22 protein-coding genes are annotated in these 20537 nt (G+C 36.4%); 2 read left to right on the top strand and 20 right to left on the bottom strand.

Annotated elements, in window-relative coordinates; genetic code table 11:
- Positions 1–27 precede the first annotated feature (27 nt).
- The 13 genes from ABXZ36_RS08210 to ABXZ36_RS08150 all read right to left on the bottom strand — a co-directional run bounded on the left by ABXZ36_RS08210 (position 28) and on the right by ABXZ36_RS08150 (position 12559).
- Complete coding sequence (locus tag ABXZ36_RS08210; protein ID WP_354615027.1) at positions 28–1368, bottom strand: DEAD/DEAH box helicase; 1341 nt, start codon at positions 1366–1368, stop codon at positions 28–30.
- Between the two features lie 167 nt (positions 1369–1535).
- Positions 1536–3098 carry a CHRD domain-containing protein gene (locus tag ABXZ36_RS08205; RefSeq protein ID WP_354615026.1) on the bottom strand — a complete coding sequence of 521 codons (1563 nt, stop codon included), beginning with the start codon at positions 3096–3098 and terminating at the stop codon, positions 1536–1538.
- Positions 3099–3355: 257 nt separating this feature from the next.
- A complete protein-coding gene (locus ABXZ36_RS08200; protein WP_354615025.1) occupies positions 3356–3787 on the bottom strand; it encodes an FKBP-type peptidyl-prolyl cis-trans isomerase in 432 nt (143 codons plus the stop codon).
- A gap of 277 nt (positions 3788–4064) precedes the next feature.
- Positions 4065–4508, bottom strand: a complete 444-nt coding sequence (locus tag ABXZ36_RS08195) for a BLUF domain-containing protein (RefSeq protein WP_354615024.1) — start codon at positions 4506–4508, stop codon at positions 4065–4067.
- Positions 4509–5403: 895 nt separating this feature from the next.
- Positions 5404–5823, bottom strand: a complete 420-nt coding sequence (locus ABXZ36_RS08190; RefSeq protein WP_354615023.1) for an OsmC family protein — start codon at positions 5821–5823, stop codon at positions 5404–5406.
- A gap of 35 nt (positions 5824–5858) precedes the next feature.
- Positions 5859–6971 (bottom strand): alkene reductase, encoded by a 1113-nt coding sequence (locus ABXZ36_RS08185; RefSeq protein WP_354615022.1) that lies wholly within the window; start codon positions 6969–6971, stop codon positions 5859–5861.
- A 3-nt stretch (positions 6972–6974) separates the two neighbouring features.
- Complete coding sequence (locus ABXZ36_RS08180) at positions 6975–7655, bottom strand: type 1 glutamine amidotransferase domain-containing protein (protein WP_354615021.1); 681 nt, start codon at positions 7653–7655, stop codon at positions 6975–6977.
- Positions 7656–7705: 50 nt separating this feature from the next.
- Positions 7706–7999: a putative quinol monooxygenase gene (locus tag ABXZ36_RS08175; protein WP_354615020.1), complete on the bottom strand. Its 294-nt coding sequence runs from the start codon at positions 7997–7999 to the stop codon at positions 7706–7708.
- A 69-nt stretch (positions 8000–8068) separates the two neighbouring features.
- Positions 8069–8650, bottom strand: a complete 582-nt coding sequence (locus ABXZ36_RS08170) for a Crp/Fnr family transcriptional regulator (RefSeq protein ID WP_354615019.1) — start codon at positions 8648–8650, stop codon at positions 8069–8071.
- Positions 8651–8768: 118 nt separating this feature from the next.
- Complete coding sequence (locus ABXZ36_RS08165) at positions 8769–10154, bottom strand: FAD-binding oxidoreductase (RefSeq protein ID WP_354615018.1); 1386 nt, start codon at positions 10152–10154, stop codon at positions 8769–8771.
- A gap of 68 nt (positions 10155–10222) precedes the next feature.
- Positions 10223–10705, bottom strand: a complete 483-nt coding sequence (locus tag ABXZ36_RS08160) for a cupin domain-containing protein (protein ID WP_354615017.1) — start codon at positions 10703–10705, stop codon at positions 10223–10225.
- Between the two features lie 252 nt (positions 10706–10957).
- Positions 10958–12055, bottom strand: coding sequence for a nickel-binding protein (locus tag ABXZ36_RS08155; RefSeq protein ID WP_354615016.1), 1098 nt, complete (start codon positions 12053–12055; stop codon positions 10958–10960).
- Positions 12056–12148: 93 nt separating this feature from the next.
- Positions 12149–12559 (bottom strand): Lrp/AsnC family transcriptional regulator, encoded by a 411-nt coding sequence (locus ABXZ36_RS08150; RefSeq protein WP_354615015.1) that lies wholly within the window; start codon positions 12557–12559, stop codon positions 12149–12151.
- A 70-nt stretch (positions 12560–12629) separates the two neighbouring features.
- Here ABXZ36_RS08150 and ABXZ36_RS08145 point away from each other — a divergent pair, with 70 nt between their 5' ends.
- Positions 12630–13379 (top strand): sulfite exporter TauE/SafE family protein, encoded by a 750-nt coding sequence (locus ABXZ36_RS08145; RefSeq protein WP_354615014.1) that lies wholly within the window; start codon positions 12630–12632, stop codon positions 13377–13379.
- An 8-nt stretch (positions 13380–13387) separates the two neighbouring features.
- On the opposite strand, the gene ABXZ36_RS08140 is transcribed toward ABXZ36_RS08145, so the two are convergent.
- Both ABXZ36_RS08140 and ABXZ36_RS08135 read right to left on the bottom strand, forming a co-directional pair.
- Entirely contained in the window at positions 13388–14269 is an 882-nt protein-coding gene (locus ABXZ36_RS08140) for a DMT family transporter (protein ID WP_354615013.1), read from the bottom strand.
- 105 nt (positions 14270–14374) lie between these two features.
- Positions 14375–15625: an NAD(P)/FAD-dependent oxidoreductase gene (locus tag ABXZ36_RS08135; protein WP_354615012.1), complete on the bottom strand. Its 1251-nt coding sequence runs from the start codon at positions 15623–15625 to the stop codon at positions 14375–14377.
- 152 nt (positions 15626–15777) lie between these two features.
- On the opposite strand from ABXZ36_RS08135, the gene ABXZ36_RS08130 reads away from it, so the two are divergent.
- Positions 15778–16134 carry a DoxX family protein gene (locus ABXZ36_RS08130; protein WP_354615011.1) on the top strand — a complete coding sequence of 119 codons (357 nt, stop codon included), beginning with the start codon at positions 15778–15780 and terminating at the stop codon, positions 16132–16134.
- Positions 16135–16172: 38 nt separating this feature from the next.
- On the opposite strand, the gene ABXZ36_RS08125 is transcribed toward ABXZ36_RS08130, so the two are convergent.
- The 5 genes from ABXZ36_RS08125 to ABXZ36_RS08105 form a co-directional block, all read right to left on the bottom strand.
- Positions 16173–16538 carry a DoxX family protein gene (locus ABXZ36_RS08125; RefSeq protein ID WP_354615010.1) on the bottom strand — a complete coding sequence of 122 codons (366 nt, stop codon included), beginning with the start codon at positions 16536–16538 and terminating at the stop codon, positions 16173–16175.
- Between the two features lie 233 nt (positions 16539–16771).
- Positions 16772–17734 carry an EamA family transporter gene (locus tag ABXZ36_RS08120; protein ID WP_354615009.1) on the bottom strand — a complete coding sequence of 321 codons (963 nt, stop codon included), beginning with the start codon at positions 17732–17734 and terminating at the stop codon, positions 16772–16774.
- A 151-nt stretch (positions 17735–17885) separates the two neighbouring features.
- Positions 17886–18737 (bottom strand): DUF4382 domain-containing protein, encoded by an 852-nt coding sequence (locus ABXZ36_RS08115; protein ID WP_354615008.1) that lies wholly within the window; start codon positions 18735–18737, stop codon positions 17886–17888.
- Positions 18738–18965: 228 nt separating this feature from the next.
- A complete protein-coding gene (locus tag ABXZ36_RS08110; RefSeq protein WP_354615007.1) occupies positions 18966–19472 on the bottom strand; it encodes a GNAT family N-acetyltransferase in 507 nt (168 codons plus the stop codon).
- A 160-nt stretch (positions 19473–19632) separates the two neighbouring features.
- Positions 19633–20349 carry a hypothetical protein gene (locus ABXZ36_RS08105; RefSeq protein WP_354615006.1) on the bottom strand — a complete coding sequence of 239 codons (717 nt, stop codon included), beginning with the start codon at positions 20347–20349 and terminating at the stop codon, positions 19633–19635.
- Between the last annotated feature and the right edge of the window lie 188 nt (positions 20350–20537).

Here is a 20537-nt window from a genome sequence, read left to right as displayed (position 1 = left end):
CTTTTAGGAATCGGTTTCTGTACCATTCTATTTCTTTTTTCGTTTTGGTTTTTCAGATTCAATTTGGGTAGGATTAGCATGCTGTCCTAAATGATGGGCCAAAAGCTTATCTATGAGTTCCTCTTTGGTCAAATGATGGAAGATAGTATGTATTTTGCTTTTAAAGTCAGGGGAAACAGTATGATTAGGTTTGGATTTAAATATCCTCTTTGCCCATATAAGTGCATTGTTTTCCTCAATACTTTGAGCATCTGCTTTTTTGAAGGGTTTAAAAGAGATTCCTAACACCTCTTCGAATTCCTTTAGATCTTCTGCCTCCTCTTTTTGTAAAATGGTTAGGGAAAGTCCTTCTGCCCCTGCTCTTGCAGTACGACCACTTCTATGCACATATGTGTCATAAACATCTGGCAAATGGTAATTGATCACATATGATATTTCCTTAACGTCGATTCCTCTCGCAGCCAAATCTGTGGCGACTAAAATATGGATATGACCCTCCCTAAACTGACCCATAATGCGGTCACGGATAGGTTGGGAAAGACTTCCATGTAGCGCCCCAGAAGAGAATTTATTTATGGCCAGATTTTTTGCCAACTTATTTACAGCTGCCTTTGTTTTACAAAAAATGATTCCTCTCTCTCCTTCTTTGGAGTTTAGAAAGTGCATGAGCACCTCCAGTTTTTCAATAGGTTCCACGATCACATACCTATGGTCTATACCTTGGTGTCCAACGGTTTCCATGTCGGAACTGACTTGTACCACATGTTTGGACATATAGTTTTGTATCAATTGCTTTATGGTGCCAGGCATAGTGGCTGTAAATAAGAATGTTCTTCTTTTCTTGGGTAGTTCCGCTACGATTTCTTCCAACCCTTCTTTAAGGGAGGTGACCATCTCGTCAGCTTCATCAAGGACTAAATAGGTTGCTTTTGTGATGTCAATGGCCTTGCGTTTTATCAAATCAATTAATCTACCTGGCGTGGCAACAACGATATGGGTATCCTTGGTCAATCGTTCTATTTGAGGCTTAATAGGGATTCCTCCGCATATGAATGCAATAGAAATGGAAGGCAAGTTGGAAGCGAAAGAAACCAGATTGTTATATATCTGTTGTCCCAATTCCCTTGTTGGCGCAAGAATTACAGCTTGTATATTGGTATTATCCATATCTATTAATTGCAACAAAGGCAAACCAAAAGCAGCAGTCTTTCCTGTCCCAGTTTTTGCTAACCCTACAAAATCATCTTTTTGCTGCAATAAAACGGGTATTGTTTTTTGCTGAATATCTGTGGGAATGGTTATTTCTAATTCGGCCAAACTTTTTTGGAGTTGGCTATTGATTCCTAAATCGGAAAATTGTTTTGACATCAAAAGTAATTTGTACAAAGATAGGCACTCTTTTGCAGCAGATGACAAAGAAGTAGTCTTTAGGAACCTTTTGGATGGTTGTAGGTAGTTTAGGCTATTTGATTAATTAAAAAAAACCTCGGTTACTTTAAAGTAACCGAGGTTTTAAAATCTTTTATAATTGAAATCTAGTTGGTAATGGTAAATATTCCAGTCATCGGGCCATGAAATTCACAATTATAATATAATGTATTCGGCGCATCTGTGGGTACCGTAAACGTAACCACTGTAGTTACCGATCCATTATTCGTAACACCAACATTATAGGCATTACCACTTCCGGTTCCTTGTACACTTTTAATATAGAAAGGATGTCCAGGAGTATTCATGGTAAATGTATAGGTATCACCTCTTTTTAAGGTAATATTAGGGTTGCTTGAATTTGTTAAACCTTGTCCATTAAAAACATAAGCACTAGAACCTGAGTTTGTAACATCATAATTTTTTGTAGATGTGCCTCCTCCAACATTGGCTCCAATATTGCCCTGAGCAACAATTGTAGCAAGGCCGGTGGCGGTGTCGTCCAAGTGAACGTTGATATAGGCATCAATGGTCAAGAATTCTTCATAAGTTACCAAAGCACCACCCACAAAAGAAGCAACTTGAGTCTGGCTAATTCCTGTGGTACCATTTACAGGTGTTAGGCCTACTATTATATTCCCTCCTGTTGCGGCATCATTCTCATGGATATGAGCAGGATGCATTCCTCCATCGGGAGTTCCAACCAATTCTAATGTCACCAAAGTAGTTTCATTTAAACGTTCTTCAAATGTTGCCATACCACTAATGCCTGCCACATCTTTGGTCGCTAATTCGTATGATACTTTTCTTCCAGTCAGTTCATTTTGTCCTATGTCGCCTTGAGCTACTATAGTTCCTAAAGCCTCTGCACTTAAGTGCACATTAATATATCCGTTGAACTCTAATATTTCTGCATATCCAAATACAGTACCATTATCTAATTGTGCTAAGTTTGAGCTGCTCAAACCTGTATTTCCATCAACACTTTTAAATGTGTATGCTATAGCTCCACTCTGAACTGCTGTATTTAAATGAATATGGGCCGGATGTGCGCCGTCTGCTGGGGTATTGTTAATATTCAATACGGCCAAGGCTTCACCATTGACTCTTTCATAAAAAGTTGCCTTTCCGTCTATTCCGGGTGCAGCTTTTTCATTTAGGGTATATTCCTTAGATACTCCTGTCAGTTCATTCTGACCTATATCGCCTTGAGCTACCAAGGTTTCTAGATCATCAGCACTTAAGTGTACATTAATATACCCGTCAAAATCTAAGAGTGCGTCGTAAGTAATAGGTGTATTGTCATTTAAAGCCGTAATAGTAACACTACTTTTTCCTGTACTTCCGTCTACCGTGCCTAAGGTTAAGGCAATGTCTCCACCTTCTGCTGCGGTATTAAAATGGATATGCGCGGGGTGCATTCCCCCTGCTGGGGTATTTCGTAATTCTAATTCAATGGTTATGGAATTGTCCGTGTTTTCAATAAATTTTGCCGTCCCGGATATGTCAGGGTTGGCGACAGAGCCTAATGCATACGTTTTTGATACTCCAGTAGACATTGGTCCGTCTGGTTCTGGATTAATCATGGAATTGTCATCATTGCTGCATCCTACTGTCATCAAAAGAATAGCAGCAAGCATGACTTTTGTAAATGTTTTAAATTGTTTCATAGCAATTTTTTGTTTAATAAAAATTAATAAAGTTTAAACACGCCAAACTTAGATATTTTTCTCTTAAACGTTTGAGATCATGTCTTAAAAGTTTGTTAATCTGTTGATAATTTATTGCTTGGAGATCAGAATTTATCCGCTACGTCACTATAAATGCTTATGAAATCAAATAGTTGGGCAAAAATAAAAAAACCACCTAAATTTAGGTGGTTTTTTTATTTTTGCCCAACTATTAATTGGGAGTATTGTCTTTTATTTTAAGATGCTATGTCCACAAGAACTAGGTCAAATGTAAGATCTTGTCCTGCCAATGGATGATTAGCATCTATAATGATATGATCATCTCCAACCTCTGTAACACGTAATTGATTTTCAGATCCATCAGGATTTTTTGCCATTAATCCCATTCCTACCTCTGGTTTGATATCGGCGGGTAAATCTGCCTTACTAACCTTATGGAACATCTCTTCTTTTATTTCACCATAAGCTTCTTCTTTGGGGATGATTACAGTTTTCTTTTCATTAGGTTCCATATCTATAAGGCCTTTTTCAAAACCAGGAATTATACTTCCTTGTCCCAATGTAACTTTAATAGGCTCCCTTTCCAAAGAACTGTCAAAAATTTGACCGTCGCTCAGTTTCCCTGTGTAATGTACTTGTACTGTGTCATTCTCTTTTACTCTGCTCATAAATCTATTGTCTCTAATTGTCAATCATTTAAAACACTGCAAACCTATGGGTTCTTTATTGCATAGACGAATCATAGCCCATAAATCCCCAGTATTTTACAAAATCTTAACATAATAGCGAAGATGATGGAAGGAGAACGTAAATTATATGCTTTAGGCTACTGATATATATTGAAATACCTGATATTCAGGAAGAGAAGGTAATTGATTTAGCTTCAATATGTCTCACTTTGATCAAGTACGAAATGCCATATTGCTTGCATTAACTCGAATCTGATTACAATAATTTAAAGGATTTGTTGCAGTCCAAAAGATCTTTAGTGGTTTTCCAAAATTTCTGAGAACTAGGGTTTGGTCCATCAATGGTTGATTCATTTTTCGAAAATGAATCAACCAATAGTTCTATATAATGAAGCTGATCATTCTGCCCTTGGACGTTTTTAAAGGCCATACTCCAATTCTTAAATTCACGATTTTCTATTAACCCGTGTGATAAAAGTTCCACCTTGGTGTGTCGTTTATCTAATGAAATTTTATCGAAGAGATGCAATACTTTTACCTGGTTACCTTCTAAATATTGAATAAATTCACCTTCGTAATAAAGAAGGCATCCTGATATATTATTGGCACTATTATATAGACGCGCCTTTTCCAATAAAATCTGAATTTCGCTAAGACTTATATTCGATATGGCTTTGGATTTATAAACGAGACAAAACATGGTTGATTTATTTTAAGCCGTTATCTTACTTATAAATATACTTTTTATTACCATCAGATATAGAACAAACCTAAAATAGTTATCATTAGTAAATGTTGATAATTGGCTTATTAGATGAAGTTTTATATGTTAGTACACAATGTATTCAGGCTTCAATCCCGACCGTGGCACCTTATTTTGGACAGTACTTAAAGCCATTAAATAGGCTTAAATTGATCCCGCCTCCTTATCAGGGGTTAAATTGGGGATCAGCATTTTTTATTCAAGAGCTTATTTCCTCCTAAAAAGTAGTCTAGACTCTTTTCTGGTACTTAGAAATCATTGGTTATAAAGTCAGAAGAATCACATGAAAAACAATCTAAATTGTTAGCTAAATAGTTGCCCAAGTTTGTCTGACCGTAAGAAGGATATGATAGCATTCATATACTTACCTGCAAACGCTGTTAGTTTGGCCATATACGTGAGAATAGTCTCCAACCCTCTTAATACTTGTACGAAGAAGATATACCAATTTAGCATCTATCCAATCCCCGATTCCATATGTTTTATCTTTGGTATATTTTGCGAATAAATTTCACCAAATTCTGCAGGGGTATCTAACATGTGTGTACCTGTAATTTTTTTAGTAGCAAAATTCATATGACAACTGGCACATAACCTACCTACAAGTTTTTGACCGCGTTTAACAGATTAAGGCGTAACAGTTACGCTATATTCGGGCAATTCGGTTTTATAAGAGGGTATTCCCTTAGTAAAAAAACAATACATTTTTTTAAAAATTTTAAACGCCAAGAAGCATAAAAAAAGGTGTTTGAAGCAAAAAAATGACATATAATCATAAAAAAAAGGGAAGCATTTACGCTTCCCTTTTTTTTATGATTATATGAAGTACGCCTTAAATGTTTAAGCTTGAGTTTAAAACGATATCTGCTTTTAATAATTTTGATATAGGGCAAACTTCTTTTGCTTTTTGGGCAACTTCTTTAAATTTATCTGCTGTAATTCCTGGAACTTTACCGGTTAGATCCAAAGTTATGGAAGTAACACTTCCGTCCTCAAAGTGAACAGTGGCTTCCACATCCAAAGAATCTGGTGTAAACCCGGCCTCTCCCAACAAAAAACTAAGTTGCATAGCAAAACAGCCAGCATGTGCCGCTCCAACCAATTCCTCTGGATTGGTGCCTTTGCCATCCTCGAATCTTGTTTTAAAAGAATATTGGGTTTTGTCCAATACCCCACTTGCAGTTGTTAAATTTCCTTTTCCGTCTTTTCCAGTACCCATCCATTGGGCATTTGCTTTTCTATTGAATTTCATCTTTTTTAAAATTTAAAATTAAACATTGTAACTCCTTATGCTTCTTGGGCTTCTTCGATGGTTTTGTAATGTAAATATCCTTCTGCTCCACCTGTGTAGAATGTATCTTGGTCCCAATCTGCCAATGAATGATTCCTTTTGAAACGTTCTACTAAATCAGGATTAGAGATATATGGTTTACCAAAAGCTACCAAATCTGCATCTCCACGTTCAATAACAGCATTTCCCTTTTCTTGGTCAAAACCGTTGTTGATCATTAAAGTCCCGTGATATAAAGGTCGGTAATGTTTTGCAATTTCACTAATCGCATAGGGTATGTTTGAAACATCAGAGAAAGGTTCTGATAAATGAACATATGCTAAATTATAATCATTTAATTTTTTAATGATGTAGTCAAATGTTGGTATTGTTTCTTCGTCCATTGTTGAACCAAAAGACCCATGTAATGATGGATTAAACCTTGCTCCTATTTTATTTTCTGGAAGCTCTTGTTTCACCGCATCTAAAACATCAAAAAAGAAACGGGCTCTATTTTCAATAGATCCACCGTACTCATCCGTTCTGTGGTTAGAGGTGGCATTAAAAAATTGATGGAACAAATACCCATTTGAAGAGTGAATTTCTACACCATCAAATCCTGCTTTTACTGCATTGGCAGCTGCTTTCCTAAAATCGGCAACAGTTGTTTTTATATCCTCTACGGTCATTGCCCTTGGGGTAACGGTATCTTTAAAACCTTCAGGTGTAAATGATTTTTCATTAGGATTAATAGCTGATGGTGCTAAAGGTAATTTGCCTTCATGAAAATCTGGGTGAGACATGCGTCCCACATGCCATAACTGTATATATATTTTTCCACCCTTATCATGGACAGCCTTTGTCACTTTTGTCCAACCTTCAACATGTGCATCTGTATATATTCCTGGAGTGTTAATGTAACCTACAGCATCTTTGGATACTTGAGATCCTTCTGTAATGATTAAACCAGCAGAAGCCCTTTCAGCATAATATGGTGCGTGCAGCTCTCCAGTAGGTTTGTTCTCATCATTAAGAGCCCTACCTCTAGTCATAGGAGCCATTATTACCCTATTTTTTAATTCTAATCCGTTTTTGCTATATGCTTGTAATAATGCTTGATCCTTATTCATTTCTTACTTTAATTTTTTCATTAATAATTCTGCCACTTTTTCTGAAGAAGCTGGATTTTGACCAGTAATCAACAATCCATCTTCAAGGGCATATGGCTGCCAATCTCCTACTTTGGAATAGTTCCCTCCTTTTTCTTTCATCATATCTTCTATTAGAAAAGGAACTACATCCGTTAATTGTACCGCATCTTCTTCTCCGTTTGTAAAACCTGTTACGTTTTTACCTTTTATAAGCGGGTTGCCATCTTCATCACTAATATTTTTTAAAATGGCAGGAGCATGACAGACAAATGCAATTGGTTTTTTATGGCTAAGGAAAGATTCAATTAAACCCTTTGAAGTTTCGCTTTCAACTAAATCCCATAATAGTCCGTGCCCACCTGGATAAAAGACAGCATCATAATCTTTTTGATCTATGGTTTCTAACTTATGGGTTTTTGCTAATATTTTCTTGGTTGCTTCGTCCTCACCGAACCTTTTGGTGGCTTCAGTAGCCGCATCTTCGGTATCACTATTAGGATCTATGGGCGGTTGTCCTCCTTTTGGAGATGCCAAGGTTACATTATGTCCCGCCTCTGTTAATGCGTAATACGGCGCTGCGAATTCCTCTACCCAAAATCCAGTCTTATGTCCAGTTGATCCCATTGCGTCGTTACTGGTCAATACAAATAATATATTTTTCATTTTATAAAAGTTTAAAAGTTAATAAATGATCGAAATCATAAGAAATCGAACTATTTAGAGGAAAGGATGTTGATTTTTTCAATTACTGGCGGCTCGGCAAGCAGGCGTTCTGCATTGGCCATTAAAGCTTTGGCTATATCTCCATTGAGATGCGCTTCGCGCCCTTCTTCAGTCTCGAAGGTATCGAATATGCCAAAGGTGATTTCATTGACTTGAAAACTATACCAGGTAATGGTTTTGTCTTCCTTTCTTGCCAATTCAACTGCATTTGTAATGAAAGAAGCTACTTCTTTCGCTGTTTCTGGTTTGGCTATAAGTGTTGCTTTTAATCCTAAAGTTTTCATGGTGTCAATTTAAGTTAGGTACAAAACTATGATTTGTATATCCCAGTCTACTTGACCTATGTTAAGAAATTACTGAGATATGACCATTTGTCGCCTAATTCTACTTAAACTTTCTGCCGATACTCCCAAATAATTAGCGATGTCGTAATTGGCGACGCGCTGTTCGATATTGGGATAGGTCTTACAGAATTCTAGATATCGTTCTTTAGTAGCCTTTTGTAGTGTGGATAAAATGCGGCCTCTCAAGGATATAAAAGCACCGGTTACTAAAATTCTAAAATAACGTTCGAATTTAGGAATGGTTCCAAATAAAAGCTGAAGATCATCATAAGTTATGGCCAACAAGGTTGAATCTTCTATGGCCTCCACATGCAATTTAGATGGAACATGGTTGTAAAAGGCATCAAAATCTCCGATCCACCAATTTTCAATAGCAAATTGAATAATATGCTTATCACCATTGTCGTCTAAGTAGTAGCCTTTTAAACAACCTTTTAGCACAAAATATTCATTTTTGATATAAGAACCCGGTTCCACTAGTCTTTTCCGTTTAGGAACTTCCACTACCGATAAGAACGATCCAAATGTCTCTAGTTCTTCCTCGGTAAGGGAAATGTATTTTAGCACATGAGCTTTGATAGCATCATTCATAAGCACTTTTAATTACGTCCTCTAAAAGTATCATTTTTGGAAGCAAAAAGCAACAAAGCACATTATAACGTAAAAATTACAATGCGCTTATTATGGTTATTTAATGATTTTAAAAGATTTATGGTTTTATATTCTGATTCACCCTAAATAAATTACTAGAATCATATTTCCTTTTGATCCTTACCAAGCGATCATAATTATCCTTGTAGCTGGCCTTAATGCGATCCTGTCCTTCATCCATCATAAAATTGGAATAAGCTCCACCAGAGGAATACGGATGAAGTGCTTCCCAGTAATCCTTGCACCAATTGGTAATTTTTTCAGCATTTTTTGGATTTGGATCCACACCAACAATAACACCAGCATATTTTGCATCCCTGTAAGCCCATGGCGTATCTTTTTTGCCAACTCTACTGGCAGCACCACTTATGGGATATAGGTGCATTTGAGATAAGGGTGTTGGTATTTTTGAACCATATTCTAAATGGCCAGCCCTCACTTCTGGTCCTAATTTATTAAAAAAGTCAGCTCTCCAATACCATTGTAGACCTGGAGGCATCATACCGTCAAACAAGGTCTGTATGGAAGGATAAGGCATTTCTCCCACATGTTGAAATATTGGATTTTTTGCCAATACAGGCTTGAATAGTTCATCAAAGTTTTTAGGATGCCCTGTATAACACCAAACAATCCCACAAAATTGTTTGTTGTGAAGGGCTTCTGGAAATGGTGGTCCTGGGATAATCATGGTTGCTATAAAACCATTGAGATCTTCTGGTGCTTTATGGATAAATTCGTCATACCAAGCCATGATTTCCTCTGTTTTTTCTATGGGCCAAAGCGTTGGTCCTCCAATGACAGTTTTAACCATATGGGCCTGGAATTTAAAAGAGGTCACAATCCCAAAGTTCCCACCTCCGCCTCTAATGGCCCAAAACAGGTCTTCGTGCTCTTTTGGGGATACGGTAACGAACGATCCATTCGCCAATACCATATCAGCTTCCAAGAGATTATCTATAGTAAGTCCAAATTTCCGAGATAGATAACCCACTCCCCCCCCAAGGGTCAGGCCTCCTACTCCAGTTGTTGAAATGATACCTGCAGGTACGGCTAATCCGAATGGATGGGTGGCGTGATCTACTTCCCCCCAGAGATTTCCGCCACCAACCCGAACAGTATTATCAGTAGTATTTACCCGTATTGATTTTAAGCCCGATAGGTCTATGACTAGTCCGTCATTGCAAAGTCCTAGACCACCACCATTATGGCCGCCTCCACGGATGGCCAGTAAAAGTTTATTTTCCCTCGCAAAATTCACCGAATAGATAACGTCAGCCACATCCACGCACTTCACAATCATGGCAGGATACTTATCTATCATGGCATTATATACTTCTCGTGTTTCATTGTAATTTTCATCTGATGGGAACACAATCCCCCCCCTTAATTGGGTTTTAAATTCTTCAATTTTAGACGGTAATATGTCTTCTACTGTATGTGCCATTGCGTTTGTTTTTTATATGGTTTGTATTTTATCATGACTTTAAATGTCACGTATCCTTCTAAAAATCGTTATTGTTTTACTACCATTGGAAAGGCATCCAAGGGCTCCTCAAAGGCAATAAAAATAACACAAGGACCTTCATCACCACATCTTCCAACATGTGGTTTAGTTGCCGGTCCAAAGGCATAAGAACCTGTGTTGATTATTTGTTCCTCCTCACCATCGTAGGTAACATACAATTTACCAGAAACCAAGATCATCCGCTCGGCAGAATTATGCCAATGTTTAGGTATGGCTGAATTGGCTTGCACCTTAAAAAAAATATCCAAATTATTTTTAGCTGGATCGCCGTGCAACACAGCTATGCCGCAACCTTCGGGCATAAATGGAGGACAAGGTCCCCATTGTAGGCTGTCGTCTGAGTGGGATTTGACCAAAGCCATTTCAGTAGCCATTTCATTGGATTGTTGCCCAATACTACTAGCGCTGTAGAGCAATAATACAAGCAACCATAAAGCTGCTACATTTGAAGATAAGCGTTTGTTTTTCATGATTTAAATTTTTAAAATAGTTTACAATTGAAGGCTGAAAGTAGTTTTGGGATGCGCGTACTCATTTGACTATAAATAGGTCAACAAGGATCGACTCAATTTTTAATTTAAATCCAAGTAACACCCAATTGATAAGGGCTTCGGGGATACCTAGCATATAAAGATAAGAAGGTCAAAGCCAGTTGAATACCACTTTTGATTCAATTTAGCACAAAATTGAACCAAATACAGGAATTGTTTATAGAAGGTAGATTAGGATGTTTGTTTTTGAAGGTATTTAGAAGGAAGAATACCAAAATTTTCGTGGAAGCATTTTGAAAAATAAGCAGGACTATTGAAGCCGGCTTCAAAAGCAACTTCAGAAATGCTACTCTTTTTGCTTTTTAATAATTGTAGGGACTTTTGAAGACGAAAGCTTTTTAAAAAGAGGTTGGGAGATTGATTGGTGATTTTAATCAGTTTACGATAAAATTGCGATTTGCTTAAGCCCAATTCAGTGCAGAAGGCAGCCACATGTAAATCAGTTCTTTGAGATGATTGATCCAAGTAATCTATCAAATGGTTTAAAAGTTTTTCTTCCGCACTGTTTACAGTCCTTATTTTTGATAGATCTATGGTATGATTTGGATTTTCCTGTTCATACAATAATTTAACTTCGGCCGATACTACAATGTTTCCTTTTACGAAATCGGACATGCGTTGTGCGGATTTTATGGTAGCTTCAAAAAATCCATCGGCTTCTGCAACGGGCACACCTGCGTCTATTCCAATGGTAATGCCCACGTTGGTCTTAGAAAACGCTATGGCATTTGATTGAATATGCATGGCGCATTCGATTGCTTTTGAAACAGATTGAAAGGAGACTAAGAATGACTTGGAATTCTTGCGCACAACACTACCAACATTATCGGTTACCGCCTTGGTGATGGTATTGTAAAGCTTTTGGAAAGGAATGTTCTTTGAGTCTTTGATACCATCCTTTAGGGATAAAGGCTTTAGCCCAATGATCATAATGGTCCTAAATGCAGGGTTCTTTATGCAATGTAACAGTTCGTTTGCCGCCTTTTCGGGGTCTGCGATGCGACCCAAAAATGATTCTACGATGATATTGTCCACTTCTATTATTTTATGCGGAATTTCACCATGGGCATGATTATGCATTTTTTCAATGGCCTCTTTATTAGGCGCGTCAATCAAACAAAATGCCATTTTTCTATGTTCATCAAACCAATAGGTTAATCCCTTGCAGCCAAAGAGGTGTTCTATTTTTATATCCTCAATATGTAATTTCGCCACATGCTCCGCAGTCACAGTTTCCGAAACGTCATGGCGATCCATATAGATGGGCATAATCCTTATTTTATATACAATGTAGTGATTTTTATGGAGTTATAATAAATTTTTATTCCTAAGAATAGGCTCATTAAGTTTATTTTTTCTTGCTTATAGTTCGGAAAGTATTAAATGGGTGGTTGGTTCCCCAAATTGCAATAAGCGGTCAATAAACAGTTGTAGGTGCAATTGATCTTCCAAAAGGACCTGCATACAAATATTAAATCCGCCTGTGATCCGATAACCTTCTTGAATTTCTGGAAACTGATCCAATTGGTCAACAAATAGCTTCAATTTTCCACTATAAAGTTTAAAAAGAATTAAAACCTCAAGGCTGTAACCCAATTTCTTTGGGTTTATTTTTAAACCATATCCCAAGATAACCTCCGTCTCTTCTAACTTTTGTATCCGTTCCCGAATAGAAGATGGAGAGAGCCCTATTTGTTTTCCAATATCTACAAATGACGCCCTAGAATTTTTATTTAGGATTTCGATGATTTTGTGATCTAATTGATCTACCATTTAAAAAAGTGTTATAAATATAAAAATACATTTTATTTGCGGAAAATTGCTTTTATATCCATTTAAAGTATTGCTCGAAGATTTTAAATTGGATTACTTTTACGGTATGGATACGATGTTATTGCTCCTTATCTTAGGTACTTTTTTAGGATTTTTTATACAGACTGTTATAGGGTTTGCCGGTGCCCTTGTTGCCTTGCCCATTCTTCTACTTGCTATGCCGTTGCCAGATGCTATTTCCTATATTTCCATTTTTTATTTCATTTCAACTCCAATTTTTGTGTACCGGGAGTGGAAAAATATAGATAAGGACATTCTTAAAAAACTGGCTTTATCTTCTGTTATTGGTGTAATAATTGGCATAGTCATTTTATCCTATGGCCAACCAATGATCCTTAAAAAGGCGCTGGGTATCTTTATTATTTTATTTGTATTGAATAGTTTAAGGGATCAAAAAGAGACAAAAAGGAATTCTAAAATGGAATATACTTTTGGGTTTTTAGGAGGTTTTTTTTCCGGCGTTTTCTCAACCGGTGGCCCCTTATATGTCATGGTTGTTAAGAATGCGTCTCCAGATGTTAAAACATTTAGAGCTACCATGTTTGGGATTTTGGGATTGGTGACCATAGTAAGGTTACCAGCTTTGGCCATTGGAGGAATTCTAACAATACATCAGTTGTATAATTCCCTATTTGTCCTTCCCTTCTTTATTATGGCCCTGGTTCTTGGAAAAAAAGCGTATTTAAAAATGGATGAGCAACTCTTGAAAAAGATCATCTTAGGATTGCTATTCGTTTCAGGAGTAATGCTCCTGGTTTAAATAAAAACTTAGATCTTTTCAGGGTTTACTTGTTCGGCTTTGGACTTCTTCCCCATTAACCTAGAAATATAGAAGCTACTGATTACGATACACCCTCCACCAAGTAGGGTATTCCAAGTCAATTTCTCATCCAATATAAAATATCCCAATAAGATAGCGCTAACAACCTCAAGGTACATCAAAGATGTTGCGGTAGCCGCGGTTAAATGTTTTAAGCCAAAAAAGAATAGTTTAAAAACCACAATCCCTATAAGGAACCCGTATAAAACACCTGTTCCCAAATGCTCAATTTTAGCTTCTGGCAGGGTAACTATAAAGGGAAGAAACACAAATGCGCCAACTATATTTTGAAAGAAAATAAGTTGATCCTTAGTATAATTTTGTGTTTCGGACTTAAATATCACCACTGTAATGGCATAGCCAATGGAAGCACCTATAGCGGCCATCATCCCAATAAAATCATCGGATTCAAAGCTAAAAGGTTTTCCTAAGTAAGTGATTACTATACCTACAAATGCCAGTAATAAGAAAAGGGTTTGACTCCTTTTCATTTTCACCTTAAAGTGGATCGTTTCTATAGCTGCTACAAATAAGGGATAGGTATAAAATAAAACCACAGCATTTCCTATGGAAGTATAAATAAAGGCTATTAAATATAAATACATTCTGGCAGCATTTATGGTAGAGGCTATCAACACTTTTTTAGTATTCCCTTTAAAATGCAGCATGCCTCCCTTACTTAAAACAGGTAGTATAAATAACACAGGAATTATTGCTCGAAACCACGCAATAGAGCCGGTGGTCATGCTGGTCACATATTTTATCAAAAGACCATTAGTGCCGGCTATAAGAGCACAAATAACAACGGCATAAATTGCTTTTTTATTCATAATAATTTTTGGGAAATAGATTCTTGAGAAAAAGGATGATCATGAAAGTGAATGGGTTGGCCTTCCAAGGTTTTAAAATAGCATGTAGCTCAACATATATGCCCTTCAACTTCCTTTATTAATATGTTTAAATATCTCCTTTGCAGCCATCTCCCCTGTTGTCATGGCGGCATTCAAGGATCCATACAAGTTATGGTCTCCCGCAAGAAAAATAGTAGGAGAAATTTGGGTTTGTTCCGGCGTAATGGAATATTTTAAATTAGTAAGTTGAGGGAGGGCGTTTTTAATGTGATACCTTTTAAGAAAGGCAACTTCGGTGATGCCGCAATATGTTTCTAGGTCACTTATAATTTTTTTCAACAATTCGGTTTCACTTAAATGATGTTGTTTAACTACCGTTACGGATAGCAGTTCTCTTTCCCCTCTGTTTTCCATTTCGAGGCTTGTGTGGTAAAATAGATTATTGATAAGGGCAGCCTTGTCAGCTATCAATCCAATTAAAGGGGGCCCTATGATTCTTTTGGGAGTGGTAAAATAGAAGGCGTCACAGCCTTTCCACATTACAGATTCCTTTTTAAAATCAGGTATCAAATCGGAAACTTCAGCAGCTATGATGGTATATTGACTTTGTAATTCCTGGCCATCGGCTAAAATAAGTTTGCCCTCCAATACCTTTCGTACAGGAGTATTAAAATGGATCTTACTCCTTTTTAGCCTAGCTACCAGTTGATCTGTTATTGCACCAATACCCGATTTGGGCAATACAGCCAATCCTTCTCCAAACATTTTATACACAAATTGGAACATTCGACTAGAGGTTTCCAAATTTGGTTCTAAAAATATACCACTAAAAAAAGGTTTAAAAAAGGAGAAAATGATGTCATTACTAAAACCTTTTTCCTTTAGATAGGTCAACGTACTGGTCTCTCTAGAAGAAAATACCTGTTCTATGGACATTCTCTTTAATTCCAGATTTAGTTTAAGGATTTTGAACTTATCGGAAAAATTACCGATGTTCGAAATCAATGTGGGAAATAAAAGAGAAAGATTCCTTAAGGGATCACCCAAAGTTTTTTTCTTCCCATCTTTAAAAATCACAGCTCCTGGTAGAAATTTTTGAAGTGATAGTGATTCTAAGTCCAAGTATTTTCTAGCCATTGGGTATGCGTCCAACAGTACTTGAAATCCATGGTCTAATTGGTATCCGTCATAATTATCTGTTTTAATACGACCCCCTGCTCTATCAGTGCCCTCATAAATAGTAACCGTATAGCCTTCTTTTTCCAAAACCAAGGCTGCTATAAGACCGCTTATTCCTGCTCCAACAATATTGATTTTATATCCTTTTGCTACCATTTCAATTTTTGGTAAAAATAAAGAATTGGTAATGAAATAACAGGTTCTTATTTCTCGGAATTTGATTTCAATTGGTTATAAAATTTGGATATGACTCTAATAACTTATCTTTGAATTAGATTTTAATAATACGCTTAAGCATTTTTTAGCCTATGGATGAACTTGCCATTTTAACCCTTTTTTCGTCCTTTTCTTTTCTGTTTTTTGGTTTTGGCTGTTTTTTTTCTCCTAGAATGACACTAGAATTCATACGTTATGGACTAAACAAACAAGAACGATGGCTTACAGGCGTGTTACAGCTTATGGGAAGCGTGGGCTTGCTTTTTGGATTTTTTTTTAATCCATTACTTTGTTTAATTTCATCTACAGGGCTATTTTTATTGATGCTTTTGGGATTAAGGGTTCGGATCAAGATCAGGGATAGTGTACTGCAATCCGCACCGGCTTTAATCTACGCTTTAATTAATTTATACCTGGCTATACATTATACTGCAATCATCTTATTATAAAGAAGATTACCTAACCCATAAAATAATAAGAAGAATTGTTACCCTACAAACGCAATAATTAAGCACATTGATAAAAAGAGAAATGCTGGAAAAGATTTAATCAAGGGATCATTTATCTTAAAATGCATTAGTACAGATCCGGACAGTAGTATGGCAAGACCTAATGAAGCAGGTTGTTTTAATTCAGGAAACCAAATGGCAGCCAACAAAGCAATTGCTAGTGTAACCTTTAAAGCACCAATAACATAACACATCCAAACTGGCAACCCATACACCTGAAACTCTTCTAAAATGGTAGTAGCGTTTCCTCCGCGCCATTTTGTAGGTTTTTCTTTTTGCAGGATCCACACATTTAATATGCTAAGGCCAACAACTATTTGTAGTATAAAAATAAAGTAGTTCATAATAGGTATTTAATATTGTTTCAAATAGAAATCAATCTAAATTTCGTAAAAAAAATTCAGAAAGCACTTTTTTAATGGTAATCTTATAATAGAATTAAGAAATAACCATCCATTTTTATTCAGATTCACGAGCCCATGATACGTGGAGAAATGAAACTTATAACTTCTAATGATATCGTACTAGGAATAAATTATGTTTTATTATTGACTTTAACCTGGTGAATTAATGATCATTAGGTATCATCCAAGATACGACCCATTCTCCCTGAAAATCTGGAAAAAATAAGAATCTTCTTCTTAGAATTAATGAAATAGACTCCAGTTAGTAGAATCACAGCCGCTAAAATGGATTGAATGGTAATCTGTTCTTCTAAAAAGTACCAACCCAAAAGCATCGCGATAATAGGATTTACATATGCTGATGTAGCCACTTTTTCTGTAGAAACCACTTTTAATAAATAGTTGAAAGATGTAAAAGCAGCAATACTTCCAAACAAAATAAGGCCTAGAATAGACGCCTGTACCTTAAAACTCCATTCTAAAGGAGAGATCCAAGTTTCACCCACTGCAAAACTAGATATGGCCAACATGATTCCACCAAAAAGCATTTGATATCCTGTATTGATAAAATAGTTGGGCGGTAAATCGGCCTGAGCTACAAAAAGACTACCAACACTCCAACTCACAATACATGCAAAGATCATTATAATACCTAAGGTACTGCCCTCTTGAGTAGTCAATTGTTGTTGACTTACCAACAAATATATCCCTATAAAACCTAGGATGATCCCCACAAAGGACATAGTCCTGATTTTTTTACCTTGAAAGAATCGCATTAGGAGTAAAATGATTAAGGGTTGTGTGGAAGCTTCAAGAGCAGCAAAACCACTATCCACATATTTTAATGCCCATACCACTACCCCATTGCCGAAGGTTAAGAATAAAAATCCGGAAATAATACAATTTTTTAATTGTGGTTTTGTGATGGTTAAGGGCAGTCCTAACAATTTAGCAATACTAAAAATGAGTGTTCCAGCGGTAATAAAACGGATAGCAGCCAACATTAAAGGCGGAAGTTCAGAAACAGCAATCTTATTTAATAGATAAGTGCTACCCCAAAAAACATATATAGAAAAGAAAGCTAGGACAATTATGATAGCAGTGCTAGGTCTCGCTTTAAAAATGTTCTTGATCATTATAGTATTCCTTCTGTATTTGGCCGTCCAATATTAAGAATGCAAATATCCTCTAAATAAAAGAATTAGTGCGGTAGTCTTAATTAATTCTTTAAAAAATAAAAAAGGCAGCAATGTCAATTGCTGCCTTTTTTATAAATGTAATTTACTATTATTCTTGGGCTATAAGTTCAAAATCTTTGGTAGTTTTATTGGCGGCAACTATAGGAATATCTTCCGCAGTCTGCATAACATAACCTTCAAGTTCAATAACAACAGTATACGTTCCAGCTTCTAGCCCCATTAGGGTGTACATTCCTGTTGCATCTGAAAACGTAGTAGTAATCAAAGCATCCTCTGCGAAAATGGAAACTTGGGCTCCTTCTAGAGGGGTTACTTCTTCGCCATTAAGCGTCGTTATATTTCCGGACAATGTTCCTGCCGTGGAAAGATTGGAAGCTTTAATAACTGGCTTAAAATTAAAACCGGTTATTCCCCCCGCATCTTTTCTATTTCCTTTTGCCACGAAAGAGCTACTCACATCGAAATCCAACAAGAGGTCGGCTGTTAAACCTCCATCCACAATCAAGTTGGGTGCAACAAATACTTTAATCCCGGACTGTTCACCACTAGGTACTTTTAAATCGTAAACAGTACCGTCTGCTAGTACAATATTTATTCCTTTAACAAAGATCCTAAATAAATCATAAGATCCTGTGGGAACCTCTGTATCTACCAAAGTTGTGGTGATTCCATTGGTAAGGTCCAAAAGATTTACCTGTATTTCTTCCTCCATTAATAAAATATAAGGACTATTTTCTTCGTCCATGCCTTCACTTTTAGATCTGGCCTCAATTTTAAAAACGGTTACATTGGCCTCTGCAACTAAGTCGTGGGGGAAAGGGGCATCTGTAAGTTGAATGGACAATCTGCCAAATTCTTTGTTTTTGTCGTTGTCTGAGCTACATCCTGATAATGCCAAGGACAGACTCAAAACTAAAAGGGAAATAACTTTAATTTTCATTATTTTTTATTTTAGATTGGGTTCTATTAATTTCTTTTCAACACTTTATATACGGTAGTAATTGGTACAAAGATTATATAAGAATCCCTTAATACGTGATTTTGTGGATATTTTCGATGAACTACCTATTTCTGCCTAAATCTTTCGAGGTTTGGCTTCCTTCTTGGCTTTTAACTTTTTCTTTTATACTCTATAAAACATACCGTGGGTAAACCAATGCATGATATATTATAACGCGATTTGAAATAAACTAACCACTGCATTCTGATAGTGTGCTGGAAGAAATTTCGTGTTCTCTAATTTGGAAAGACCTAAAAACTGAAATCCACATTTTTTATAATGTGAGATCAATCCAAAGTTCTCTCCTACAGTATCCATCCGTATATAATCCAGTGTATTCTTTTTGGCATAGGCCTTCGCCCAAATGACAATATGTTCCACCAATTGCTGACCCCTAAAATCGGGATTAATGGCTATTCTATGGATATACATAGCCTTATCATTATCTTTTTCTCCCCAAATCTCAGGATCTTTAAAAGTAACAGCCCATACACAGGCTATATGTTCACCAATGATTAATTTCCATTGTCTCATTTCTGCAATTTCTTTGGAAACCAATTCTAACGAGAATTCGGGCCATGGGGTACAGTTTTTCGTTTCTTGGAATGAAGTAGCAAGCCTATATAGCTTAAAGATTTCTGGTATGTCGGCTTCGTTACTATTGGTTATCTGCACTATAAAGTAAGATTAGAAATGGGACAATTATTTAATACCTGTAAATATAGGCCAAATCATTTTTGACATTGGCAAATAACATAGTCCCCTGTTCGTGACAACAAGGGATCTTATGGGACATTCATTTTTTCTAATTAATCACGAAGTGAAAAAGTAACTCTCATATCATTAGGGTAGATAAACGTAGCTGCATCATCACAGCACCATTACCCCAATCAATGGATACCACCAATCCATTTTTGTTGATTTCCAAAACACCTTCTGTTAAGAATTCACACCCAAGGTTTCCGACTAATGCGTTCTTAACCTCTAGGCGATAGCTAGTATTACCTTCATTGACGGTCCATTTCCCAGTGATATTAAACGTTATTTCTTCCAATGTGGCCCAAAAGGTGGTTAACACACTTTTGGTACCTATTACCTCTAAAACAAGGTCAGTGGCTTTCGTAATTATTAAATCACTCCTCACATTGTAGGCTATGGAATTTTGATCGGTACCCATTCCCATTGTAAAACTTCTTGTGCCATTAAAGGTAATGTCCCCTATCAAAAAATCATCATAAGTAACTGTAAAATAGGCATTTTCACCTTGGCCTGTATAAATAATAGTCAAGTTTCCGCTTACGTTCTGGTACTTACGAATGTTACAATTGTTAAAGGTCATAGTAAAGCCATTAGTATAATAAACAGCCACGTAACAATCGTTAGCTCCTTTTTCTGGCTTACCTGACCCTGAATTGTTTATGTACGCAGCAGCAACGATATCATCTGTTATTCCAGATAGGTCATCGGCTTCTAAGACTGTTTTTAATTCCGTTTGAGATAATTCTTGGTCTGAAGGTGTATTGTCATCTTTACTAAAGAATACCCAAGACATAAGGTTATACCTATAAGCAGAAATACTCCGCTTTTTAACATATTTGATTTCATAATTAACTTGATTTATAAGTAGTTAACGATGATCATCCTTGATTAGTGTTGCTTAAAGTAACAAAACGACTAATTGCACTTTTTTCTAAAATCCCGTTTGCTAATCAACAAAATGAAAATTTGGGATTTGTACTA

This window comes from Sediminicola arcticus (genome assembly GCF_040566695.1).
Lineage (GTDB): Bacteria > Bacteroidota > Bacteroidia > Flavobacteriales > Flavobacteriaceae > Sediminicola > Sediminicola arcticus.
The sequence above is the reverse complement of the archived record's forward strand: the minus strand, read 5'-3'. Positions and strand labels throughout refer to the sequence as shown.